The following is a 24,506-nucleotide window of genomic DNA, read 5'->3' as shown; positions in this document are numbered from 1 at the left end:
TTCGGTCATGAATGCTCCAACAAAATCCGGTGAGCTTGACGCGTCCGATCAGCTCGACCCGGCGATCTGGAAAATCACCGCTGTCGCTGTGCTCGGCTCGTTCCTTGCGCAGCTCGACGCGACGGTTGCCAATGTGTCGCTGCCGAGCCTTGCCACCGAATTGCATACGGGTCTCTCGACCATTCAATGGGTGACCAGCGGCTATCTGTTGGCGCTCACCCTTGCACTGCCCATGAGCGGCTGGCTGGTGGACCGGATCGGCGCCAAACCGGTGTATCTGTGGTGCTTTGCCGCGTTCACGCTCTCCTCCGCTCTCTGCGGATTGGCGTGGTCGGCTCAATCGTTGATCGCGTTCCGTGTGATCCAGGGCATCAGCGGCGGGTTGCTGGCACCGATGGCGCAAATGATGATGGCGCGCGCCGCCGGCAAACACATGGCACGCGTGGTGGGTTATGCCGCGGTGCCCGTGTTGCTGGCACCGATCCTCGGGCCGGTGATGGCCGGCATGATTCTTCAACATGCGTCCTGGCGCTGGCTGTTCCTGATCAACCTGCCCTTTGGCGTACTGGCCATTGCCTTGGCCGCGATCTTTTTGCCTAACGATCACGAAGATATCCGACCACGCGAACTGGACTGGGTCGGCCTCACCCTGCTCTCGCCTGGGTTGGTGATCTTTCTTTACGGATCGGATCGCATTGGCGAGCGCACTGGGCAACTCATCATGCTTGCAGCGATTGCATTGTTGGGACTGTTCTTCTGGAGCGCACATCGCAAGGGCGACCGTGCACTGGTAGATCTTCAGTTGTTCAAAGGCAAAGTGTTTCCCGCCTCAGCGTTAACCCAATTCCTGTCCAACGGCGCACTGTTCGCAGGACAGATGCTGATACCGTTCTACCTGATCCGCGATTGCGGCCGTTCGCCTGGCGAAATGGGCTGGCTGCTGGCACCGCTGGGCCTGGGCATGATGTGCACCTATCCCTTGATGGGCGCACTGACCCACCGCTTCGGCATCCGCAACGTTTCCGCTAGCGGCGCTTTGCTCGCCCTGGCGGGCACGCTGCCTCTTTTCTACCTCGCCAATCACGCGCTGAGCCTCACCGTATTGGCTGTCGCGTTGTTTATCCGCGGCGTCGGCCAGGGCGCTGTCGGCATTCCCTCGATGTCCGCAGCGTATGCGTCGGTGAAGCGCAGCGAGCTGCCCATGGCGACCACTACACTCAACATCGTTCAGCGCCTTGGCGGTCCGACCTTCACCACATTGTGTGCCACCTTTCTGGGCTGGCGCCTGGCTTTGCAGCCAACAGCTCACGCATCGCTCACACCTTATGCCTTTGCGTTCGCTTTGCTTTGCGTCTTGCACGCCGCGACCGCCATCGCTGCGCTGCGGCTGCCTCGCTCGATGGATGAGGTTTTAAGACAACGTCCTGCCAGCGCAAACGCCGCGTAAAAAACGCCACACGTTAATCAATGCCATCTGTCTGAAAGCACGGAAACACCCCAATCCCTGATACCCTATTCCGGCATTCGCAACGGGTGTCGCATTCATGCCGTATGAGCAACCTACAGTTCAATCGGCCGTCGTCATCGCCATGCACCTGGTTGATATCGCCGATGCGATAGACCTTGCCAACGTCGAAGCGCTGTGGGCACAGCAAAGCCGCCCGGCCAGTATCCGCAGCAAGCTGAGCAGCACGCCGCCGAAGGCCGTCACCTTCGGTGTGCCGCCGGTGCTGTTGAGGCTGGATGAGGTAGAGCTTTCACTGCTTGGACAGTCCTATCGGGCGTACGTCACCGTGCGGTTGTATGACTTCGGCGCCGCCGCGTTTTCCGTCCACGTGCCGGTGACGAGCTGCAACTGGGCGTTGTTCTCGCAACTGGTGAACGCGGTGGACGCATTGCTGGGCCCAAGCGCTGACAGTCCGATCTGGGCGCAGTTGCTGCAACATGTGCGAACCGTGCTTATGCCTGCATTGACGCGCCCCAGCCCTGCCTCATTGCATGAGGATTATCTGCTTGGCATCGTGCACAACTTCGACGAGCCCATACCGATCGCTTCCATGCACGAACGGATCGACCTGGTCCCCCTGCTCTCCGGCGAGCAGCGCCCGCTATCCGAACAAGCCCGCAGAGATTTATTACAGCAACGCTTCTCCTACTACGCCGATGATCTGGTCGTGTTGACCTGGGATCGCGCCTTCATCTACGAGCCACGCGGTGATTCCGACGTGGTGGACATCCTGGAAGTCGCCAACGCGCAGTTGTTGGAAATGCGCTTCTACGACGAACTGCTCGACGCCGAACTGCCAAGCATGTACGACATGGTGGAAGTCGCCCACCACGCGGGCAACCCACTCGCCGCCCGCCACTTCGCTGACCTTGCGCGCAAGCTCTATACCCTGGTGGCAGAAGTTACGGAAATCACCGAAAAGGTCGACAACGCCCTGCAGGTGACCGAAGACGTCTACCTTGCGCGCGTCTATACCTCAGCACTGGATCTGTTCCGTGTTCGCCATGTGAGTGCTGCGGTGGATCGCAAACTATCGATTATTCGCGATACGTATGCGGCACTTTATGAGGAAGCGTCTGGCAAGCGTGCTGAACTGCTGGAACTGGCGATCATTGTGTTGATTGTGGTGGAGATTGTTATCGCCATTCTGCGGCGCTAAACGATCGTCATTACGCGACGTCCTCGCATAAACCATGACGCATCTGTTTTCCTTGAGCATCCATCAGCGCGAATCGTCATCCTGACGAAGGCCGGGATGACGGCGAGGCAAGACTCTTCATCTATATAGGCAGCTTTACTTTGCACTTTGGGAGCTGCCCCAGCGCCACAGGCCAAAATGTTATATAGATATCATTGACACATAAATGTTATTGAGATAACAATCCACCCACAAGCTACCGGTATCTCGGGGGAGGTGTCGTGGATATGTGTCGCTCACCGTACGTTCGCCGTCGTGTTTGCGCGGCGATTGCCTTGACCTTGGGCTGTCCGCTATGGGTCAACGCACAATCTCAGGACAACAGCAGCCAGCCAGGTCCAACCAGCAGTACTGACAGCAAAGCGCAACAAAAACCCGCATCCAACGCGGGGCAATCGGGCAATGCCCAGCGACCCGCAAGCGGCAGTTCGGCACCGGTGCAACTTGGCACGGTGATCGTTACGGCGAACAAGCGCGAAGAGCGCCTGCAGGACGTGCCGATGGCCGTATCGGTAGTGAGCGACACGCAGCTCGAACGCGAGAACGCCACCAGCTTTACCGATTACGCCTCGCAGGTACCGGGGCTCAATATCATCTCCTCCGGCGAAGGCTGGACCCAGCTGGTATTGCGTGGCATCACTTCCGGCAGCAGGCAGCCCAATGCCACGGTCGGCACCTACATCGATGACACGCCTTACGGATCGAGCACCGTTTACGCCGCAGGAAGCATGCTCACGCCGGATATCGATCCCAATGATCTGGAGCGCATCGAAGTGCTGCGTGGCCCTCAGGGCACGTTGTATGGATCGAATACGCTTGGCGGCCTGGTCAAATTCGTAACCGCACCGCCCGATACCACCCAAGCCAGCGCTCGCGTCGGTGTCGATACCAGCAGCATCGCAGGCGGCGGTAGCGGGTACGGCACCCACGCCACGGTCAATATCCCGCTGATCGCCAATACGCTGGCATTGCGCGTCAACGTCTACGACCGCGACGATCCCGGCTACATCCGCAATATCACCACCGGTCAGTCGGATATCGACAAAGCCAAGGTCAGCGGCAGCCGTGCGCAGTTGTTGTGGACGCCCAACGACAAGGTGTCGGTGCGCTTTTCGGCCTTGGCGCAGAACCTGCGCAGCGACGGCCTTGCCAACCAGGGCATCGACATCAATCCGGCGACACTGCAGCCGATCTACGGCTGGCCAAACCAGGCGCGCGCAGCTGGCACGGGCATGTTCAAGATCAAATATCGCCTTTACGACTTATCGGTGAATGCGGATTTCGGCTGGGCAAAACTGGTTTCAACCACCAGCTACGGCACGCTGCGTTTCAATGAAAACACCGACATTACCGACCTCTACGGTCCCGTGCTGAACCCGATCTTCGGCCTGACCAACGGCGGCTATTCGGAATACCAACCCATCGCCTTGAACAAGGTGACGCAGGAGCTGCGTCTGCAATCACCCGCGGATCAGACCTGGGAGTGGCGCGCTGGTGCGTTCTTTACTCACGAACACACTACCGATAATCAGGACATCCTGAGTTTCAACTACAACACCGGCGTTCCCATCGCGTTGCCGACGCTGGGCAATGTGGTCGTCGGTCCTGCCACTTTCAGTGAATGGGCGGGCTATGGCGATCTCACCTGGCATGCCACATCGCAACTGAGCATCATGGTCGGCGCACGCTACAGCAGCGACAGCACATCGTATACGCAGACCACCACTGGCCTGCTGACCGGCACGACCGACTTCACCACGCGCGGACACGACCATCCGGTCACTTACCTGTTCAATCCCAGCTATAAGTTCAGCGACGATCTGATGGCTTATGTACGTGTCGCCTCGGGCTTTCGTCCTGGCGGCCCGAATGTTGGCGTGCCGCCAGGCTTAGGGGCGCCATTGACCTTCGGGCCAGACAGGTTGGTGAATTACGAGTTGGGCCTGAAGTCGCTCATGCTCGACAAGCACATGAGCGTAGAAGCCGATGTGTTTTACATCGACTGGAGCAAAGTGCAGCTCACCACGACGGCGGGTGGCTTCAGCTTCCTTGGCAATGGCGGCAGAGCCACCAGCAAGGGCGCCGAAGTCAGCTGGCGCTACACGCCGCTCGCTGGACTCACGCTGTGGGCGAATACGACGTACACCAAGGCGGAACTGGCCGCCAATACGCCACCCGGCGGCGTCTACGGCCTGAACGGCGATCCCCTGCCCTACGTGCCGACATGGAATGCAAACCTGGGGGCGGATTACGACTTTCCGCTAGGCGGTGGCTGGTCCGGTTTCGTGGGCGGGAATATCAGCTACATCGGCGCGCGCTACGCGGATTTCAATACGGTTCCCGCGCCACGCTTTCGCCTGCCCAGCTACAACAACGTCGATATGCACGTAGGCGTGAACTACGACAACTGGACTGTCGAACTGTACGCCAAGAACCTGGCGAACAAGCGCGGCATTACCTCGATGTGGCCGGAAACGCTCAGTTCGATCGCCAGCCCGTTCCAAGCCACGTACCAGACGCCACGCACGATCGGCATGTCTGCCACCGTGGATTTCTAAGCTTCTTTTGCACGGAGTGTCCGCATGAACCGCCATGTCCAACGCCTGGTGGCCCTGATTGCCGGCCTTACCGCCAATCTCGCCGCAGCGCAGGGATTGCCGTCGTCGCCGTCAGGTACCACCGCATCGCAATCCGACAGCAGCGTCGAAGTATCGACACCGGCGCTGACGCAACAAGACCTCGGCTCGTTCTTCGATGGCCTTATCCCTTTTGCCCTCCGGCGCAGCGACATCGCCGGAGGTGTGATCGTGGTGGTGAAGGATGGCAACGTGCTGTTCGCCAAGGGCTATGGCTATGCGGATCTCGCGCAGCGCACGCCCGTATCGCCGGACAGCACGCTGTTTCGGCCGGGATCAACGTCCAAGCTATTCACCTGGACGGCCGTAATGCAGTTGGTCGAGCAAGGCAAGCTGCAGTTGGATCGCGATATCAACGACTACCTCGATTTCAAGATCCCGCCGTATCAGGGCAAACCGATTACCTTGCGCAACCTGATGACGCACACGCCGGGATTTGAGGATTCAGGCAAAGGGCTGTTGCCCGCATCGATTGCAGACGTCGATCTGGAGCGCTATCTGAAAACCCATCTTCCCGAGCGCATCTTCCCGCCGGGAGAAATTGTTGCCTACTCCAACTATGGCTGTGGTTTGGCCGGTTATATCGTGCAGCGCGTTTCCGGCGAGCGCTTCGAAGATTACATCGAGCATCACATCTTCCAACCGCTGGATATGACGCATTCGACGTTCGCGCAACCACTGCCACCTTCGCTCGCGCCATTGATGGCGAAAGGCTACAAGAGCGCGTCCGATGGCGTGCCGCAGCCTTTCGAACTGGTCGATCCAGCGCCAGCCGGTGCGATGAGCACCAGCGCCATGGACATGTCGCACTTCATGATTGCGCAGTTGCAGAACGGTGCCTATGGCAATACGCGCATCCTGCAGGCAGCGACGGCTGAGTTGATGCACAGCCCGCAATACACACCGGCACCCGGCATGCCTGGTTTCGACCTTGGCTTCTACCAGGAAGACCGCAATGGCCTGCGCATTATCGGCCATGGTGGTGACACCGTATTTTTTCACAGCGACCTGCACTTGCTGCTCGACAAGAACATCGGCGTTTTCATGTCGTTCAACAGCGCTGGAAGTAGTGAAGCGGGCGGCACCTTGATGGTGCGCACGGCGATCTTCGATGCCTTCCTCGATCGCTATTTCCCGTATACGTTGCCAACGCAAGCGACCTCGTCGACCGCCAAGGCAGATGCGGCACGGGTGGCCGGCTGGTATCAGGCCAGCCGCCGTAATGAAAGCGCGATGCGCGTGCTTTACCTTGCCGGGCAAACCAGCGTCGCCGCACAACCGGATGGTACGCTCACCGTTTCCATGCTCACCGATTACGCCGGGCAACCTCTGCACTGGCGTGAAGTGGGTCCGTTGCAATATCGCGAAGTGAACGGACAAGACCGGATTGCCTTCGTCACCAATCCGGATGGCAGCATCCGTTACTGGGCTACCGACTGGATTCCTGCCGTCGAGGTGTTCCAACGTGTACCCAGTTACAAGAGTTTTGGCAGCGCAGGTTTGCTAGCCGGCATTGCCACACTGATCGTACTGGTAGCGCTGCTGATCTGGCTGTTCGGCTGGCTGACGCGCCGTCACTATCACACATCGCTCGATCTTCCGACGGCCTTGCATCGCACCCGGCTGCTGTCACGACTCGGCGCGCTGATCTTGCTGGCTGACGTTCTGGGCTGGGTATTGCTGCTAGTCGCCACAGCGGTTGATGAGAACGTGATACTGCATGGCTCGGCAACGCCCTGGCTTTACGTGCTCTATGCGCTTGGCGTGATCGCGCTGCTCGGCGTCGTGGCGATCGTGGTGCACACATGGCGCAGTTGGTACCCAGCGCAACGCGGCTGGCTGGTGCGCACCGGTGAAAGCCTGCTGGCGCTCGCAGCGATCTATCTGGCCTGGTTCATCCTGGCTTTCGGGATGGTCAGCTTCAGCGTGAGCTACTGATACAGGAAACCATCATGACAAAACTATCAGACGCACCGTTGAAGCTGAGTGCCGCGATCGAAAAACGGCCACTGACCCATGCGTTCCATATCACTGGCTACACCTTTACCGAGTGCGCGATGCTGGTCGTCACGCTGCAAGATGGGGAGCTGACGGGGCGTGGTGAAGGGCTGGGTGTCTACTACCGCCACGACACGCCAAACTCGATGCTCCATCAGATTGAAGCCTTACGCGAACACATCGAACGTGGGACAACACGCGAACAGCTGCTGGAACTCCTTCCCTCTGGCGGCGCGCGTAACGCGCTCGACTGCGCGCTATGGGATCTGGAGGCCAAACGGCACGGCCAACCGGTGTGGCAATTGGCTGGCATGTCCGCACCGCAATCGTTGCTGACCACGTTCACCTTGAGCGCCGACGATCCCGAGGTGATGGCCGACTACGCGCGCCAGCTCAACGACGCACGCGCCCTGAAGCTCAAGCTCACCAACGATCACCACAATGCCGAGCGCGTGCGTGCCGTACGGGAAGCACGCCCCGGCGCATGGCTGATGGTGGACGCCAATCAGGGCTTTACCCGCGAATCACTGACGGCAGCGATGCCGGCATTCGTGGAAGCCGGGGTCGCCGTCGTGGAGCAACCCTTTCCGATCGGCTGCGAGGCCTGGCTGGACGGTTTGAATGCCCCTATTCCCATCGCTGCAGACGAAAGCGTGCAGGATCACACCGATCTCGAACATCTGGTCGGTCGCGTGCAGGTCATCAACATCAAACTGGATAAATGCGGCGGACTCACCGAGGCATTGACGATGGCACGTCAGGCACGTGATCTTGGCTTCAAGCTGATGGTGGGCAATATGGGCGGCACATCCTGGTCGATGGCACCGGCGTTCGTGCTTGGCTCACTGTGTTCGGTGGTGGATCTGGACGGTCCGATCTATATGCTGAGTGATCGCACACCGTCAGTCAGTTATCAGGATGGGCATGTATGGTGTCCGGATAGCGTATGGGGCGGCCCAACTACTGCAGTCGCATGATGACTCCATTGACCTACCGTAGCGTCGACAAGGGCGGCGACGTCATTCTCGCGAAAGCGGGAATCCATTTTCGCTTTTCGCCAAGGAACAACATGGATTCCTGCTTGCGCGGGAATGACATCGCGCTTTGTAACACGCCGTTCAAGAGCGACACCTCACTTCCGTACCGATAGGAAAGCGTGCATGTCCGAAGTCGACAACCCACCACGCGAACGAACCTGGTTCGGCCACCCTCCCGGCCTCACCATTCTGTTCCTCACCGAAATGTGGGAGATGTTCTCGTTCTTCGGCATGCGCGCGCTGCTGGTCTATTACATGACCAAGCGGCTGGATATTCATCAGGAACACGCTTCACTGATCTACGGCGTGTATGCCGCGTTCGTCTATTTCACGCCAGTGTTCGGTGGCGTCGTGGCGGATCGCTGGCTGGGCAAGCGCAAGGCCGTGATCATCGGCGGCGTGACGATGGCGCTGGGTCATTTCATGATGGCATCGGAGGCCTTGTTCTATCCGGCACTGGCGACCATCGCGCTCGGCAACGGCTTGTTCCTGCCCACCCTTGCCAGCCAGATCGAGGGGCTTTATCGCGAGGGTGATCCGCGCAGCAAGAGCGCCTACAACGTCTACTATGTCGGGGTGAACCTCGGCGCATTCATCGCACCGCTGATATGCGGCAGCCTTGGCGAAGCGTACGGCTGGCACTGGGGATTTACGGCCGCCGGTATCGGCATGCTGATCTCGCTGGTGATCTACTTGCGCGGCAGCCGTTATCTGCCGCCGGAAACGGTGCGCATCGATACCCGCCAATCCGCATCCAAGCCTGTTGATCGTGAAACCTTCCGACGGCTCGCCTTCCTGGTCGGCGTTGCCGCCATCGTGGTGGTCTTTCGCGGGGCCTACGAACAAGTGGGCAATACGATTGCCTTGTGGGCGGATGAAGGCGTGAATCGCCACGTCACAGCCAGCTGGAGCATCCCCATGACCTGGTTCCAGTCGTTGGACTCGCTGGTGGTCTTTACGGCGACACCGCTGCTGCTCGCGCGCTGGACACGCCTGGCCAAACGCGGGATTGAAACGCCGTGGCTGCTCAAGATGGCTTTTGGCGCCGCCACGGTGGGCTTGTCCTACCTGCTGCTCGCGGGCGTGGCCGCCTGGGCTGAAACGCATGGCGCGCGCGCCAACTGGGCCTGGCTGGCCGGATGGTTCGTGCTGATGACGCTGGGCGAGCTGTACATTCTGCCGGTAGGCCTGGGTTTGTTCGGCCGCATGGCGCCGGAGGGATTTCGCGCCACCAGTATCGCGATCTGGTTCTTCGCCGGATTCTTTGGCAATCTGCTTGCGGGCGCGCTGGGAACCCTGTGGAGCCCACTGACGCACGGATGGTTTTTCGTACTGATTGGCTGCGTGGCCGGCATTGCCGCTACGCTTTTATACGCGCTGGGCCTGCGCATGGGACATGTGGAAAAGCGCGAGAATACAGGGCTGGCTACCATGCTCTCCAGATGAAGAACGACGATGACCAAGGACCTGCAACAAAAGCTCAAGGATCACTGGGATAGCTTCACCGCATCCGAGCAAAAGATTGCCAATTATTTGTTGCGCAACATCCGCGATCTACCGTTCGAGACGGCGGCTTCGCTGAGCAAGCATGTCGGCGTCAGTCAGATGACGGTAGGACGCTTCCTGCGCAACCTCGGTTACGACGGCGTTGGCGATCTGAAGGAAGAGCTGCGCGGCGAAGGAACCTGGCGACAGCTCTACAAGGAGCCTGAGCAGCCGAAAGACACCGATGCCATCGCCGCGCACCTGCAATCGGAAATTCGTGCGCTGACCGATGTGCATGCGCTGACCGGCAGCAAGGAATGGAAATCGGTCGTGAAGCTGTTGGTCTCGGCCGATCGCGTCTCGGTAGCCAGCTTCCAGCACGCAGCATTTCTCGGCCTGTCCTTCGCCAAGACGCTGGAGCAGCTCAGGTCGAACGTTTTCTGCAACACCGGCACTGACGGCGCCTACGTCGACATGCTGCTCGACTCCACCCGCAACAGCTGCATCGTGTTGATCGACATGCGCCGCTACTTCAAGCAATTCCGTGCGCTGGCTGAAGAAGTTGTCGCGCGCGGCATTCCGTTGATCATGATTACCGACACCGACTGCTACTGGGCACGCGAGCTCACTCCGCACGTGCTGATGATCCAGGCCAGTTGGGTATGGCACAGCTACAGTGCCTACATGACGCTGTTCAGCCTGTTGGCGACGTCCGTCGTCCAGGAAAAGGGCGAGGTTGTGATGGATCGACTTGGCGATATCAACCAACTGCGCCAGAAGCTGGTGGGGTACATGGGAGCATCATCGAGCAAGGTACGGGAACCTGTGGCGAGTAGTGGAAAAATGCCAGATAGCAAGCGCACGAAGGTCAAACCCCGCAAATGACCCGCCACTCGATTTGTTGCTGAGCTTCGCGGTGCCCACGCCCGCGGTTGGGTGTGTTTCTACGACTAGACCAACATACCGCCTGAAACCTCGATACGTTGGGCGTTGACCCAGCGGTGGTCCTCGGAAAGCAACGACGCAATCATCGGGCCGATGTCATCGGGCAAACCCGCGCGGCCAAGTGCCGTAAATTCGGCAACACGCTTGTTGATCTCGGGATTATCACGAACCATACCGCCACTGAAGTCCGTCGCGACGGCACCAGGGGCCACGGTATTGACCACAATCCGGCGCGGCCCAAGCTCCTTTGCCAGATAACGCGTAAGCACCTCGACGGCGCCTTTCATCGACGCATAGGAAGAGCTTCCCGGCACGGCAACGCGCGTCAAGCCGGAGGAAATGTTGACGATGCGTCCACCATCATTGATCAGCGGCAGTAGCTTCTGGGTCAGGAAGAAAACGCCTTTGAAGTGGACGTTGTACAAACTGTCCAGCTCCGCTTCCGTCGTCTGTTCAAATGGAGTGTGATTGGAGGTTCCCGCATTGTTGACGAGATAGTCGAAATGCTCCGCGCCCCACGTTGAAAGCGCATCACGCACATGATGCACGAAGGCGTCGAACGAACCGATGTCTCCCGTATCGAGTTGCAAGGCGATAGCCTTCCGACCGGTCTCGGCAACCAGTCCAATCACCTTTTCGGCCTCTGCCTGATTAGCATTGAAGGTAAAGATGGAATCGACGCCACGCCGGGCAAGGTTCAGCACCGTGTTACGCCCAAGCCCGCGGCTACCGCCCGTGACAATCGCGATTTTGGTTGGGGAAACGGTGGGATTTTCTTTCGACATACTGCGCTCCTGAGCGATAAGGCATGAGCGAAAGGCTATCGGTGCCGCGTCAGGAGCTGAATGTCCGAACTCTCCCATTTCTTGCCTAATCCTGCTCCGGGGCCTATAAAGCGGGGCAAATACCCGTAGGATCCGAGCGTAGCGACAGCGCGGGTTTCGATATGCCGAATGCTTTACTAGAGATCGTCAGGCACCACACCGACACACACCCAGGGGTGAGTCCGCTGGCAACGGCCGTCGACGGTCTTTACATGCTGCGTTCGGATCACGAGAAGCTTCCCTCACACCTGATCTTCAAGCCCGCGCTTTGTGTCGTCGTACAGGGCGCCAAATGGACGATATTCGGTGACAGGCGATTCGATTACCGGGCAGGACAAGCGTTGGTAGTAAGCGTCGAAATGCCCGCTTTCAGCCGAGTGGCGGAAGCCAGTCCGACCGAGCCCTATCTTGGCGTGATCATCGAATTCGACTTGAAGATCATGAGCGAAGTCCTGGAGGAACTCGACGTGCCGCCCGAGGTGGTCGGTCATGTGGGGCAAGGTGTCTTCGTCACCGACTTCGACGGCCCGCTAGCCGATTGCGTGCTGCGCATGGTGCGCCTGCTCGATACCCCCAAAGCCATCCCCATGATCGCACCGATGATCATGCGCGAGATTTACTACTGGCTTCTCACCGGCCCTCACGGTGGCGAGATCGCCAAGATCGCGCTCGCGAGTAGCCACACGCATCGAGTCATCAACGCCATCTACACGCTGCGCGATCAGTTCAAGGAAACCTTGCGCATCGAAGACCTCGCCGCCATCGCGCAACTGAGCGCTTCCGCTTTCCACCGCCAGTTCAAAGCACTGACGTCCATGACGCCGCTTCAATACCAGAAGCAGCTTCGCCTGCTGGAGGCACGTCACCTGCTCGCCGCTGGCGCCGCGAATGTCGAAACGGCAGCGCTTCAGGTCGGTTATGAAAGTCCCTCGCAATTCAGCCGCGAGTACGCGCGCATGTTTGGCGCACCGCCAAGGCGCGACATTGCTGCTTTGAGATCCCATCTAAGAACCGGCACTTAGCAGCTAAATCGCATAACGCCGCTTCTCAGCTGGAATGACGGATTCAAAGTCAGCCATGGCCAGGATGGCGAGCTAGCACAAAGAAGACTATCTAGTTAGTTGGGTGCTCATGAACTGCCGCAGCAATGGCTTTCAGTGCACTCTCGGTGCCGTCACAGGCATCGTTGGCCAACAGTACGAAGCCTTCGTGCTGTTTGGGATAAAGCACCACCTGGCTTGACATACCGAAGCTGCCACCGCCATGCCAAATAACAGGTTGGCCCTGGTCGCTCCCCAGGTTCCAGGCCATGGCATCGCCATCACTCGTGTTTCCCATCAAAGTCTGATGCGATAGATGGATGACAGGATCGTTATCATCCAGCTGCCAGCTGGCATATTTCGCCATGTCTTCGGCAGAGGCATAGAGCCCCCACGCCGCGCCGGCGTTCTTGAAATGATACGGTGCAAGGCGCCCGAAGTGATCGTAGCCGTTGACGAGGCGCGATCGCTCGCTGCCATCGAGCTCAAAGCCGGTAGATGTCATGCCCAACGGTTGCGTGATGTATTGACGCAACAGCTTATCGACCGGCTTGCCATAGACCTTGTCTAAACCCAGTCCAATCACCAGAAAACCAGCGTTGGAGTAAACCTGCTTTTCACCGGGAGCGCTACGCAGCTTAGTGTCATGCAGTGCCACCGCGAATTGCTCACGACCAAAGCCCTGGTTGAGGGCAATCATGCGTGCATTGAAGTCGGGCGCCCTCTTGTTGGAAAAGAGCGCGTCTGTGTCGGGAATGTCACGCGGCATGCCGGAGTAGTGCGTAACCAGCGTACGCAAAGTGATCGGTTGTCCGTTCCAGGCGAGATTAATGTAGTCGCCGGGTAAGTTATCGCGGAAATCACCATCCATGGTCATACGACCATCAACGACCGCGCGCGCCGCCAATGCCGCGGTAAACGTCTTGGTGACCGATGCAAGCTCGTAGATGCTTTGCGGGGTTGGTACCACAGCTTTGCTGCGAGACGTTCTGCCATAGTCGTAGAAGTAGGAATGACCTGCTTTCACGACCGCAATAGAGACGCCAACATGACACTGATTGCGGAAGTAGTTGCTGGCCGCCTTATCGACGGCGTCATCCAACGCAGAGTGATGCGGATTGTCACTGGGTACGCTTGTCGCCAAAGCGAATGCCGACGTCGCGAGGGTCGCGCAAAGAAGCGTCAGAGCATTCCTAAACCAATATTTAATCCACGCTGCAGATTTTTTGCTCTGCACCCTCCGTCGAGACATGACCGTTCCTTATAAAGAAGAGTGCGAGGTTGTTATAGGTGCTGATAAAGCCGTGCGAGCAGCGAGTACAAACTTCAGCGACGACTTACGTCAGCATGGCAGCCAGAGTCGACACGCAGATCGCAACGCAGGCGGCGAAGAAGCTATTGAGCATCAAGGTTTCGAATTTCATGGTGGCTCTCCGTTCGATGAGTGAATGAGGTCTTCGAGAGAGGTGTTGCAAAGTCGATGCCAACAGCATCGATGCTCCAAAAACCGCATCACAGCGACATTTTCTCGGCATGGCTGGATTGAGCCACATTGTCCGCGGACAGGTGTCCGCGTTGTCCGGACAACACACGGACAACGCTACTTCGGAACGTATACGCGGTTGCTAAGAAGAACCAGACACGAGCGCCCCTTGACCGGGATAACTCCCGGTCAAGGGTGAAGCGCCTGCTCAGTTCGATTCAGTGAACTGGATCGACGGTGTCGACCCGCCGGAGGTGGAGCACGAGCCAAGATTCAGATTGTTGGTCTCGCCGGTGGTTCCTGCGTTCGAAGCGCAAGTCGGTGCGTCGCTTGATCCATCAGTCAAGGAGACATTCACCGTGACCGAAGATCCCGAATTAAAATCAGCCTCCGATCCACCGCCATCGCCAATGATGTTGAATTCAGAAGCCTGCCAGGCCGTCGCCAGATCAACCACGCTGTCGTCGCCGCTGGTGGTATAGGCTTCGGTGCCGTCGGTGAAGGTCAGCGTGTCACTACCGCCGGCCACGGCAGTGCCAGTGAGCGTCATGTTTCCCAAGTCGCTGATGTCGTCGTCGGGTACCGATACCGCGGCGCTGTTCATGTAGCAGGACCCTTGATACGACATCCAACCGCCGCTTGGACAGGTGTCACCGTAATTGATCAACCAATATTGCATGAAGGCTTCGCCTTCGCCCGAGGCATACACGAACTGCTCCCAGGCCTGGCAACCCGATACGCCATTGCAAGCGTCGGTGCTCATGAAGTTCGAATTGAGCTGTAGCGAATAATCGTTGCTTTCGCCATCATCGCTTTCGCTCGTGACGCCCGATACGCTTGGAAAACTTCCAACCGTCTGCGAAATCACGCCAGAAGAAATCTCCGCAGCGTAATCGTTGCCATTGCCGACCGTTTGCGCCTCGGGCTTATGCCGCGGCAAATAAAGGCGATTCGGTGCCTTGACGCAGTCGACCTTTGCCCAGACCGTGCTGGGATAACTGGCGTGATAACAGCCTTTAGCCGGTGCTGACGTGTGCTGCATGGTCTGACGCCAAGCCGCGTGAAACTGAGCCTCAAGATCCGGCGACGATGAAGCGGCAAATGCGGATGGAAGCGTAGCGGCACCCGCGAGCATGGATGTCACCGCGACATACACCATATAACGTGCATTACACTTTTTCATGTACGACTCCCCACATAGGTTTATGAGATATCACTCGTTACAAAACGCCACGCAATACGCGTGGATCTCCCCCAGATAGCGAGCTTAGAGATGAAAACAGTGAATGCGCTGTCAAAAATCGCGTGTTCGATAACGTGAAAAAAGCCTGACGTTTAGCCGCTTTTCATCACCGTGTACGTAGGTTGAAGCGCGCGCGAAAGAGAAGTGTATGCATAACGAAGCATCGTCGCATTGCCGACCACAACGACAGTCATGCGAAAGAAACGCTTCATATACAGTTCAAAGCAAATCGGTCTCAAACGAGGAACGACGACCAACGTCATTCGCTTCGGCAAGGTCAACAGCTGACGCATGATTGCGGCCAGTCCCTATGCGACCGCTTGGCAAGCCGCCACTCGCGAGCCGAATGACTCTCGCACATGAAAATGCCAGCGCTGTGTAGCTAGCCGCGCTGACTTTATTCGCATACCTAGGCAATCAAGCGCCCAACCACGCCACGGCTTCGATTTCGATCAGGAATTCAGGCCGAAATAGTCCAGAAACCTGCACCAGTGTGCTTGCTGGAGGATTCTTGACGCCGACGAGATGTCGGTCCCTGACTTCTCGTAAAGCTGGGAGCTGCGTGATATCGGTGACGAACATCGTGAATTTGATGATGTCCTTCAACGTCCCTCCGCGCGATTCAATGGCTGCGCGCAGATTTTGAAACACTTGATCGGCCTGTCGCGCGAAATTCCCGGCGCCGACCAGGGATCCGCCTTTGTCTAAAGCCACCTGGCCCGCCACGAACACAAGCTTCCCACCCGTGACTTCGACAAGCTGACTATATCCCGGTGGTGGAAACAGCGTATCGGGATTGCTGAACACTGGCTCGGACATGGTGCCTGCTCCTTTTGAGGTTCACGCATCTTGCGCCTGGCACAGTGATCGGACAATCTTAGTAATCTCGAACAAGGTGTCCGAAAATGCGAACAAAATTGCGCACGGAAACCGATCTCGACTTGTTTATCGCGATCGCCAAAGAGGGAGGATTGAGACGCGCCGCGGCCAAGTACAACGTACCTGTTTCCCGGATGAGCGACCGCCTTCGGGCTCTTGAAGAACAGATGCAGGTAAGACTGTTTCACCGCACCACGCGCAGTATGGCCCTGACCGAAGTGGGCTTGGCGCTGCTTACGCATGTTGAGCCCGCGCTGGCCGCACTGGACAATGCTTTAGAAGTTGCCACAGCCGGAGATAGCGAGCCGTCTGGAATACTGAAGATCAACGCAGCGCCTCCTGCCGCCGAGCTGATCCTGGCCCCTCACCTTCCGGGCTTTCTGGCGCAATATCCAGGCATCGATATTCAACTCACCGTCGAAGATGCATTAATCGACATCGTGCGCGAAGGATTCGACCTCGGCATCCGTTACGCCGAAAACCTATCGGCCGATATGATCAGTGTCCCGATTGGGAGCAAACAACGTTATGTCCTCGTAGCGGCTCCGGCGTTACTCGATAAAACAGGAACGCCATCGAGCATTACCGATTTGTCGCGTGTCCCTGCCGTTCGTCACCGCTTTCCAAGCGGCACGCTGCTTCCCTGGGAATTTTCGCGGAAGGGGAAACTGATCAGGGTTGAACCAAACAACCGTCTCATCACCGACAACCCACGCGTCGCAGTTTCCGCAGCGCTACGCGGAACCGGATTTCTTCTTATCTTCGAAGACTATGTATCGCGATGGATCCGCGATGGAAGACTGGTCGCCTTGATGCGGGATTGGCTGCCCGAATTCAATGGTCCGGTCATTTACTATTACTCGCGAAAGCACGTGCCGCTTCCCATGCGAGCATTCATTGACTATATGAAATCTGTCGCGCCTGCTTGATAGAGCGAAAAGGATAAGAACACCTTTCCCGACCCTAAGCGTCGTAGAAAAGTGTTCTTTCCCTTTATGTCGGTCCAGGGGACAGAGTGCTCTTTTCATTCTGGCATGAGCAAAAAGAGACCCTGCCCCTCCATTTGCCTTAAGGCTTGGCTTTACTTGAGCTTTCGGTGGAACTCAAACCCGCATTGATCGCGCCTGCATAGGCAGCGGTCAAAGACTCACTACCGTACGTCTGACCCGCGACATCGTCATAAAGCCACAGGAAAGCACCGGTAATGCTGCACTGTTGTTCCCAACCACCCACCGTACTTTGTGCGCCCGATACCGAGACGCCTCCAGAAACACTGGAATCGGCTATGCCGGGATAGACGGGAACCGAGCCGAAATTCCAGCCGGAACAGGGACTGTTGCCCGAGCCACCGGAGTAGGTTTGCAGATGCACGCCGTCGACCGTGCCGGGAAGTGCGGTATTAATGCTCGTTACCAGTGATGTCCAATAACTCGCACTCGTGTACGCATCCGGCATCACGTGATAACCAAGATTACCGAGCATCACCGCGAATGCCTCGGTGGTCGATGCGTCGTAGCCGTTTTCGTCATCCAAATCGATGGCGTCGAGCGACGGAATGGCTTTTTTCAAAGCCTGGAAATCCTTGTAAAGGATGCTGTTTGGCCCCGTACCACCGCCGGAACCGGTGCTGTTCACCAACGCACTGATGTCTTCGAAGTCACCGTAATTAGAAGAGCCGATGCTGAAAGTAATGCGCTTCACCCCGGCGCTCTTCAACGCGGCCAGATTGGAAGGAAAATCTGGATAAGTCTGGTTACCTACATAGGCCCCATTGGTCACCAGCGGAAATTCTCCGTTGAAATTCAGGTTGCCGGTCGAACTGACTTCGATACTCCAGACAATGACTTCGGTGAAGCCCGAATTGCTCAGCTCCGTAATATTGTTGTTGAGATTTTTATAAATAGGTCCGCCGCCAAAAATACCGGTATAACCCGTCGATTGGGCGGATGCGGTCGATGCAGTGGTGATGCCAACAAACGAAACGAGCAAAGCTGCTGCCAAGCGGGAAAATGTCCGATTGCGGTGACGCGAAGATGCTTGATCCATAAGTCGTACTCCGGTGGGTGCTTAGTCGTATGCGCTGACGTCGAAGCCCGAAGCGTTCTACAAAAACTAGCGACGCAAGGATCCCTGGCGCGGCTTTTCTCGCCTGCCATGCCTACTTCCATCGATAGTGTGGCTTCGCCGTTCCCCGTTGGTAAAAAGATCATGCGTGAAATTCGTACACGCGAATTTCACGCCATTTAGATCGATCTAATTCCAACTTGCTGAAAACATATTGCAAGGCGCTCTCGCATGCACGCTGCGATGCAAAATCTGCGCAGCACGCAAATTCTTCTAAACGAAGAAGTCAGGCTTTTTCGTAGACGAAAAAGCTCACGAAGTACCCATTGGCGTTCCGCGAAGCTATCCAAGCGAAGCGTCTGGGCAACGCTTGCACATCTAGCCACGTTTAAACTTTCTTGGGCACTCGCTGGGCGGGGTCGTAGAAAAACTGTTCTTCCGCGATGCGCTCACCGTCCCAGCGCTGGTAAGCCAGCTCTTCCATCTGTGTAACGGTGCCATCGAGCCACTCAAAGCGAAAAATCCAGCGTACAACCACCCGATCGCCGTTGACGAATACCGGCCGGATACATTTTGAAGAGACAGACCTGGCTCTGGCGAACACCATTCGCTCATTCGCCACGTGTGCGTCCCGCCCTATTCTCGGCGTCCCCTGATTCTCCTGCATGGAAGAATCGGGTGCATAAAATTCTTCGCAAGCTTCCGCATGCTCATTTTGTTCAACGCGAGTGATGAAACGCTCAAGTGTTTCAAGTGTTGGCATGTGCTTCTCATTGTAGTCAAGTGAAATGTATATCGCGGGCGTTACGCGCCCCGGGAAGACTGCCGTTCGGATGACTATGGAGAAAGATCCAATTAGCGTCAAAATTAAACAAACACATCACTTGACAATACGCATCGCCTTAACTTGTCGTACTGAATCCGTGTCGCGTTCAGTTGCGGACAAGTGCGTCCGCAACATTCACTGCATGAAAAATAGGTCTAGCGGCAATAGATTCAGGCCGCCAAGTTCGTGCACACGACATACGCTTCAAAGCGCCGAATGGCCATCTCAATGATTGACTTGGTTCGGGCAACCTTCGCCTGACTCAACAGCGACGACAGCCTGGTCACGCGTTTCCACGCTTCGCGCGTAGCAACTTCCCAATGAATCACTGAAGCGGTACGACTGCTTCCCGTGTTGGTCGCGCGAACCGATGATGCCCGTCCCACCAGCATTAAAATCGGTGTTGCTGTGGCTGATTAGATGGTTGTCCAGCGTGGACCAGAAGCTTACGCGGCCGTCCTCCATGCGCTGGCGCTTGCTCAGGTAACCCTGTTGCATGGTGATATCTGCGGTGAAATCGCCATTCGCGTGAACCTGTTTGCGAATGTCGATCAGCAGTGGATAATCGAGACTATGCATGTCCTGCACGGTGCCGGCGGCGGTGATAATGCTTATGTTATCGACCACTTGCGTGTGCATGTCGATGCGCTGGCTGTAGAGGTCCTTCGACGGATGATCGAAGCCCTGACGGTTGGCGAAATCCGCCTGTTGTTCGATGCGCGTGACGACTTTGCCGTGCGAGGTCTGCAGTTCGCCAGCGATCACATAGTGGCTGCTTTGCAGGGTATCGACCTCGCCATGCAGCGTGCCGTCCGCACCCTGTTTGAAGTTGCGCCGTACTGGCGGTTGTTGGCCATTCTGCTGCGTGGCGAGCGTATTTTGCGTGAGTTTGCCGGTAAGCACGTCACGTCCATGGTCGCGCCAAGCCAGCAGGTTGGCGGCGAGGCTGAAGAAGTCGTGTGCGCCCAGCACACGCACCGCCACGGTGTGTGGCTTGCCGTCGTCAAGCAGCGCGGCAAAGGGTGTCAGATCCACGCGATATGGCGTGAAATTGAGTGTCTGGATGTCCGTCGTGGGCCGCCACAGGTTGGGATCCACGCCACCGGTGTAAGTCCACGGATAGACCGGCGCGCGACCCGCCGGCTGGCCGTCGATGCTCACTGACACTTCGCGAAAGTTGCCACCAGGACATTGCTCCAGTGGATCGCCCGCGTTCGGCGGTCCCAGAGAGAATTCACGCGTGGGCTCCATATCGGCATCGTCGATGCACATGTACCACTGTTCGTCCACGGCTTGGCTCTGCGCGATCAGATCCAATGCCACACGCTCAACGTTGCGCGGCAAGGTGATGATGCGCGAAAGCGTTTCATTGCCGTTCTGTACATCCACCGGATGCCCGTCGTTATCGCCGACCAGACCCATGGCGAGATCGGCGGATGACGCGGCCTTGCTGTTCGGCGTTGCCGGATAGAACACCAATCGCGCGCTGCCGTGGATGACGCCGCTACGCGTGGTATCTATCCAATTGTTGAGGATGGTCTGGCCATGCCCGGCCTCACGGAACAGACTGGCGTAATCGGTCACGTCGCGCTCGACGTGCCAGCGCGGGCTGACCTTGGCAGCGGGCTCTTGCGTAGTGCCATAGAAGAGATTTACGCCTTTGAGCCACAGGCTGACCGTGCGGTCGTATTGCCGCCCGGCAGTTACCGAAAAATCCGCCTCCAGCACCACTTTCGACCATGAACCTGCGCATTGCGCAGGCGGTGCGTACGTCCATTCGCGGGGTTTCGCCTCACGCGAGGTGGCTTCGCCGTGATCATCGAATGCGACATCGGTATACAGGTTGGCGATGCAGGGCGTGACAGCGGGACGCGGTACCGGCGCATCGGCAATAGCGACGCCATGATCGCCTACGGCGGGCGACGTTTGCGCAGCGATGGCCGCGCTCGACAAGGCCAGTGCAAGGATAAGGCCCGGGCGAATCAGGTAGTGCATGTAGATCTTCCTGCGGCGACTTGGAACAAGATCAGCAAGCATGCACGCGATTGCATCTTCTGGCGAGGGATAAAAGCTTGCGGGAAAATCCAAGCCATTTCGGACCACGTCAAAACATCAGCCCGGTGCAGCAAGCTGGCATTCTGATCGACCCTACTTCCGCTTATGCGCCTCCTGAATTAGCGCCAGTGGATCCGCGCGTCTCACCGACAAGCCAATCAACGAATCCGGTAAATAAGTCTCCAGCATCAGCGTGACGAGGGATGATCGCGACATAACCCGTCCGCGGAACCCGGATGTCTGGCAGCGGCGTCATCAGCCTTCCGTTGGCAATGTCGATCTCCAGCATCGGCAGTGGGCCGATTCCAACGCCAAGCCCATCTTCCACCGCCTGTCGCGTCACGAAGAAATGATCAAATATCTGGCGGGGATGTCCGGCAAGGTGTTGGAGCCCTGCCGCCTCAAGCCAGTCCGCCCAATCGCCGGCGCGAGTCTCACTTGCAAGCAACGTATGTCCCTCGATGTCGGCTGGCTTCAGGATCGGCCGATGCGCGAACAGCGCAGGGCTCATGATCAGCGTGTCCACATCATCCAGCACCGGAACGACGCGATGCTGAGGCCACGCATGCTCCCGAGCAGCGCCACGTCGGATCGCCACATCGACGCCGCCACGCAATTCTTCGAACACCGTCGAAACCGTCGTAACCGCGACTTCGACGTGCGGATGATCGGCGTGGTAGCGATTGAGCCGCGGGATCAGCCAGCGCATCGCAAAGCTGGTCGGGGCGCTTACGCGCAGGATGCGGCGCGCACCGGGCCGGCCACACGCTTCCGCCGCAACAGCCAAGCGATCGAACGAAAGACCGACTTCCGCTGCGAAGATTCTCGCCATCGGCGTCGCGACCATGCGGCGGCCGTCCTTCGTGAAGAGCCTCTGCCCTAACCAACTTTCGAGCGCAGCGATTTGCCGGCTCACCGCGCCATGGGTGACGCCGAGCTGCGCCGCTGCGTCGGCGTAACTACCCGTTCGAGCGGCAACCTCGAATACCCGTAGTGCATTGAGAGATGGCAGGCGACGCATAAATTCCGTGAGTAAAACTAACGTATATCGTGAGCAATGGTCGTCTTGTTGAAAATTTCTCGCTTATTATCATAGCGCGATGGCAACCTCGACCACCCTTCACCCGACAATGGATGATCCAGGCTCGTCTGCTGCGACCCAATCACGCAGTCTGCTGGCCGCATGCCTCACGCACGCACTTCATGACGGCTACACCGACAGTCTCTATGCCTTCCTGCCAGGGTGGCAGGCGCAGTTCGGCCTTTCCTATGCGGCGCTTGCCGTCGTTCGCGCGCTCTATTTCGGAACGATGGGAGGTCTTCAAATCCCGGCCGACCGAGCCCTTCGCAGCTTGTCGCCACGAGCGGCACTCATCCTGTCGACTGTCGTCGCGTTGACGGGCTTGTTGATCATGGCGCTGCCGTTTGGCTTTGTGGGTCTTTGCGTTGGCCTCGTCGTGGCCGGCATCGGATCGAGCATCCAGCACCCACGTGGCTCGACGCTCGTCACCGACAGTTATGGCAAAGCGTCGCGACGCCCACTGGGCATCTACAATTTTTCAGGCGATCTAGGGAAAGCCGTGTTGCCGGCGCTCGTTGCAGTACTGCTGCCGATCCTCGCCTGGCGCCCCGTACTGGGCCTGATGGCGGTGCTTGGAATCGCTTTGGCGGTGGCCCTGATGTCACTGGCACCAGCGGCTCCCATCACCAGGAATGCCACGCAAGAAGCAGCTTCTGGCCGTGCCCGCGGCGGCTTTGGCATTCTAACGACGGTCGGTGCGCTCGATACGGCAACACGTATGGGTTATCTGCTGTTTCTACCTTTCCTCATCCATGGGAGGGGCGGGGACTCGCCGACGGTTGGAATCGCGCTCGCCCTGCTGTTCATCGGCGGTGCTTTCGGAAAGGCGACGTGTAGCTGGCTCGGGGAGCGGCTGGGTATTATCGCGAGCGTCATAGTGACCGAAGCCGCAACAGCCTTGCTGATCGTGGCGACACTGTTCACGCCACTGACGCCAACGCTCATGCTGTTGCCGCTGCTCGGCATCGTGCTCAACGGTACCTCTTCGGTGCTCTACGGCACTGTGCCGGAGCTTTCCGATGGCGATACGGGCCGCGCCTTCGCGATCTTTTATACGAGCGTCATCGGCTCTGGAGGTATCGCGCCGATCCTCTACGGCACGGTTGCCGATCACAGCAATCGAACTATCGGCATGCTGGCCTCGGCGGCGACCGCCGCTCTGATCGTTCCGCTTGTACTGACGCTGCGGCCCCATCTGCGCAACTCCACTGTGGGATCATGCAAGAGGTCCGCCTGATCCCGCCACCACATGAAGGTTTCGCCAAATGGATACCGTTCCGCAGACACCGCTGATTCTGATAACAGGTGGAGGTCGTGGCATAGGCGCAGCGACTGCGCGGCTTGCTGCTGCACAAGGTTACGATGTGGCGATCAGTTTCGTCTCCAACGAGCCTGCCGCACTTGCGGTGGCGGCTGACGTGGAAGCCGCCGGGCGCCGGGCCTTACCCGTGCGCGCAGACAGCGCAGATCCAGAGCAGGTCGCTCAATTATTCGCCGCGATCGACCAGGAATTCGGCCGGATCGATGTACTGGTTAACAACGCCGCGATCATTGCGCGGCACTCTCGGCTAGAGGATCTCCAATTCGAGCGTATGCAGCGTATCTTCGCGGTCAACTCGATCGGCCCTATCCTATGTGCACAGCAGGCAGCGAAACGCATGTCGTATCGTTACAACGGGCGAGGTGGCGCTGTGATCAACATCTCGTCGACATCGGCCCGGCTCGGCAGTCCAAACGAATATGTCGACTACGCTGCGTCGAAGGGTGCTCTCGAGACATTCACCACCGGCTTCGCCAAGGAAGTCGCGCGGGAGGGGATACGCGTCAACTGCATTCGCCCTGGGCACATCTACACTGACATGCATGCTAGCGGTGGCGAGCCGGGACGGGTGGATCGCGTCAAAGACTCGATCCCCATGGGGAGAGGCGGTCAGCCTGAAGAAGTTGCGCGGGCGGTCCTATGGCTAGCAAGCACCGAGGCTTCCTTTATCACCGGCACATTCCTCGATGTCACTGGCGGCAAGTGAGCACAGGGTGCGACGCTGAAATAGGGTCATGTTTGCCAGCGATCCCACATCCGTGCCTTCTGAGTCTGGCTGTAATGGATCTGTGGTCGGTGGGACATCTTGCAACACTCCTGCTGCTCGCGCAGTCTTCAGTGTGTTGCATCCACCGGCTGAATCCGCAATCGAAAGCAGACATCCC

General features: G+C 58.0%; 20 protein-coding genes. 12 read left to right on the top strand and 8 right to left on the bottom strand.

What is annotated here, in order from left to right; all coding sequences use genetic code 11:
- Positions 1-7 precede the first annotated feature (7 nt).
- The 7 genes from ISN74_RS08450 to ISN74_RS08420 all read left to right on the top strand — a co-directional run bounded on the left by ISN74_RS08450 (position 8) and on the right by ISN74_RS08420 (position 10,746).
- A complete protein-coding gene (locus ISN74_RS08450) occupies positions 8-1,447 on the top strand; it encodes a DHA2 family efflux MFS transporter permease subunit (RefSeq protein WP_188798905.1) in 1,440 nt (479 codons plus the stop codon).
- Positions 1,448-1,544: 97 nt separating this feature from the next.
- Positions 1,545-2,666 (top strand): hypothetical protein, encoded by a 1,122-nt coding sequence (locus ISN74_RS08445; protein ID WP_188798904.1) that lies wholly within the window; start codon positions 1,545-1,547, stop codon positions 2,664-2,666.
- Positions 2,667-2,932: 266 nt separating this feature from the next.
- Entirely contained in the window at positions 2,933-5,263 is a 2,331-nt protein-coding gene (locus ISN74_RS08440; RefSeq protein ID WP_188798903.1) for a TonB-dependent receptor, read from the top strand.
- A gap of 24 nt (positions 5,264-5,287) precedes the next feature.
- On the top strand, positions 5,288-7,279 hold the full coding sequence (locus ISN74_RS08435; RefSeq protein ID WP_188798902.1) for a serine hydrolase domain-containing protein: 1,992 nt from the start codon (positions 5,288-5,290) through the stop codon (positions 7,277-7,279).
- Between the two features lie 14 nt (positions 7,280-7,293).
- Complete coding sequence (locus ISN74_RS08430; protein WP_188798901.1) at positions 7,294-8,316, top strand: dipeptide epimerase; 1,023 nt, start codon at positions 7,294-7,296, stop codon at positions 8,314-8,316.
- Positions 8,317-8,499: 183 nt separating this feature from the next.
- Entirely contained in the window at positions 8,500-9,822 is a 1,323-nt protein-coding gene (locus tag ISN74_RS08425) for a peptide MFS transporter (protein ID WP_188798900.1), read from the top strand.
- Between the two features lie 9 nt (positions 9,823-9,831).
- Positions 9,832-10,746, top strand: coding sequence for a MurR/RpiR family transcriptional regulator (locus ISN74_RS08420; RefSeq protein ID WP_188798899.1), 915 nt, complete (start codon positions 9,832-9,834; stop codon positions 10,744-10,746).
- A gap of 65 nt (positions 10,747-10,811) precedes the next feature.
- On the opposite strand, the gene ISN74_RS08415 is transcribed toward ISN74_RS08420, so the two are convergent.
- Positions 10,812-11,591: an SDR family NAD(P)-dependent oxidoreductase gene (locus ISN74_RS08415; protein ID WP_188799569.1), complete on the bottom strand. Its 780-nt coding sequence runs from the start codon at positions 11,589-11,591 to the stop codon at positions 10,812-10,814.
- A 161-nt stretch (positions 11,592-11,752) separates the two neighbouring features.
- Between ISN74_RS08415 and ISN74_RS08410 the strand changes: the two genes are divergently transcribed.
- Positions 11,753-12,652, top strand: a complete 900-nt coding sequence (locus tag ISN74_RS08410; protein ID WP_188798898.1) for an AraC family transcriptional regulator — start codon at positions 11,753-11,755, stop codon at positions 12,650-12,652.
- A 91-nt stretch (positions 12,653-12,743) separates the two neighbouring features.
- On the opposite strand, the gene ISN74_RS08405 is transcribed toward ISN74_RS08410, so the two are convergent.
- Complete coding sequence (locus ISN74_RS08405) at positions 12,744-13,814, bottom strand: serine hydrolase domain-containing protein (RefSeq protein ID WP_188798897.1); 1,071 nt, start codon at positions 13,812-13,814, stop codon at positions 12,744-12,746.
- Between the two features lie 106 nt (positions 13,815-13,920).
- Here ISN74_RS08405 and ISN74_RS08400 point away from each other — a divergent pair, with 106 nt between their 5' ends.
- Positions 13,921-14,118 carry a hypothetical protein gene (locus ISN74_RS08400; RefSeq protein ID WP_188798896.1) on the top strand — a complete coding sequence of 66 codons (198 nt, stop codon included), beginning with the start codon at positions 13,921-13,923 and terminating at the stop codon, positions 14,116-14,118.
- Between the two features lie 243 nt (positions 14,119-14,361).
- Here the strand turns inward: ISN74_RS08400 and ISN74_RS08395 are convergent, their stop codons facing one another.
- Together ISN74_RS08395 and ISN74_RS08390 are read right to left on the bottom strand one after the other, a co-directional pair.
- Entirely contained in the window at positions 14,362-15,336 is a 975-nt protein-coding gene (locus ISN74_RS08395) for a hypothetical protein (RefSeq protein WP_229679085.1), read from the bottom strand.
- Positions 15,337-15,813: 477 nt separating this feature from the next.
- Complete coding sequence (locus ISN74_RS08390; RefSeq protein WP_188798895.1) at positions 15,814-16,215, bottom strand: RidA family protein; 402 nt, start codon at positions 16,213-16,215, stop codon at positions 15,814-15,816.
- A gap of 86 nt (positions 16,216-16,301) precedes the next feature.
- On the opposite strand from ISN74_RS08390, the gene ISN74_RS08385 reads away from it, so the two are divergent.
- Positions 16,302-17,204, top strand: a complete 903-nt coding sequence (locus tag ISN74_RS08385) for a LysR family transcriptional regulator (RefSeq protein ID WP_188798894.1) — start codon at positions 16,302-16,304, stop codon at positions 17,202-17,204.
- 139 nt (positions 17,205-17,343) lie between these two features.
- Here ISN74_RS08385 and ISN74_RS08380 read toward each other — a convergent pair whose 3' ends face one another.
- The 4 genes from ISN74_RS08380 to ISN74_RS08365 form a co-directional block, all read right to left on the bottom strand.
- The gene (locus tag ISN74_RS08380) at positions 17,344-18,321 is read right to left on the bottom strand and encodes a hypothetical protein (protein WP_188798893.1); all 978 of its coding nucleotides are present in this window, start codon (positions 18,319-18,321) and stop codon (positions 17,344-17,346) included.
- Between the two features lie 406 nt (positions 18,322-18,727).
- Positions 18,728-19,102 (bottom strand): nuclear transport factor 2 family protein, encoded by a 375-nt coding sequence (locus tag ISN74_RS08375; RefSeq protein WP_188798892.1) that lies wholly within the window; start codon positions 19,100-19,102, stop codon positions 18,728-18,730.
- A 288-nt stretch (positions 19,103-19,390) separates the two neighbouring features.
- Positions 19,391-21,160: a peptide-N4-asparagine amidase gene (locus tag ISN74_RS08370; protein ID WP_188798891.1), complete on the bottom strand. Its 1,770-nt coding sequence runs from the start codon at positions 21,158-21,160 to the stop codon at positions 19,391-19,393.
- Between the two features lie 163 nt (positions 21,161-21,323).
- The gene (locus ISN74_RS08365) at positions 21,324-22,241 is read right to left on the bottom strand and encodes a LysR substrate-binding domain-containing protein (protein ID WP_188798890.1); all 918 of its coding nucleotides are present in this window, start codon (positions 22,239-22,241) and stop codon (positions 21,324-21,326) included.
- A gap of 79 nt (positions 22,242-22,320) precedes the next feature.
- On the opposite strand from ISN74_RS08365, the gene ISN74_RS08360 reads away from it, so the two are divergent.
- Both ISN74_RS08360 and ISN74_RS08355 read left to right on the top strand, forming a co-directional pair.
- A complete protein-coding gene (locus ISN74_RS08360) occupies positions 22,321-23,538 on the top strand; it encodes an MFS transporter (RefSeq protein WP_188798889.1) in 1,218 nt (405 codons plus the stop codon).
- 28 nt (positions 23,539-23,566) lie between these two features.
- Positions 23,567-24,328, top strand: coding sequence for a glucose 1-dehydrogenase (locus tag ISN74_RS08355; protein WP_188798888.1), 762 nt, complete (start codon positions 23,567-23,569; stop codon positions 24,326-24,328).
- Positions 24,329-24,506 lie beyond the last annotated feature (178 nt).

Source organism: Dyella caseinilytica (genome assembly GCF_016865235.1).
In the GTDB taxonomy this organism is placed as follows: Bacteria; Pseudomonadota; Gammaproteobacteria; order Xanthomonadales; family Rhodanobacteraceae; genus Dyella_B; species Dyella_B caseinilytica.
This window is presented reverse-complemented; position numbering and strand designations above follow the sequence as displayed.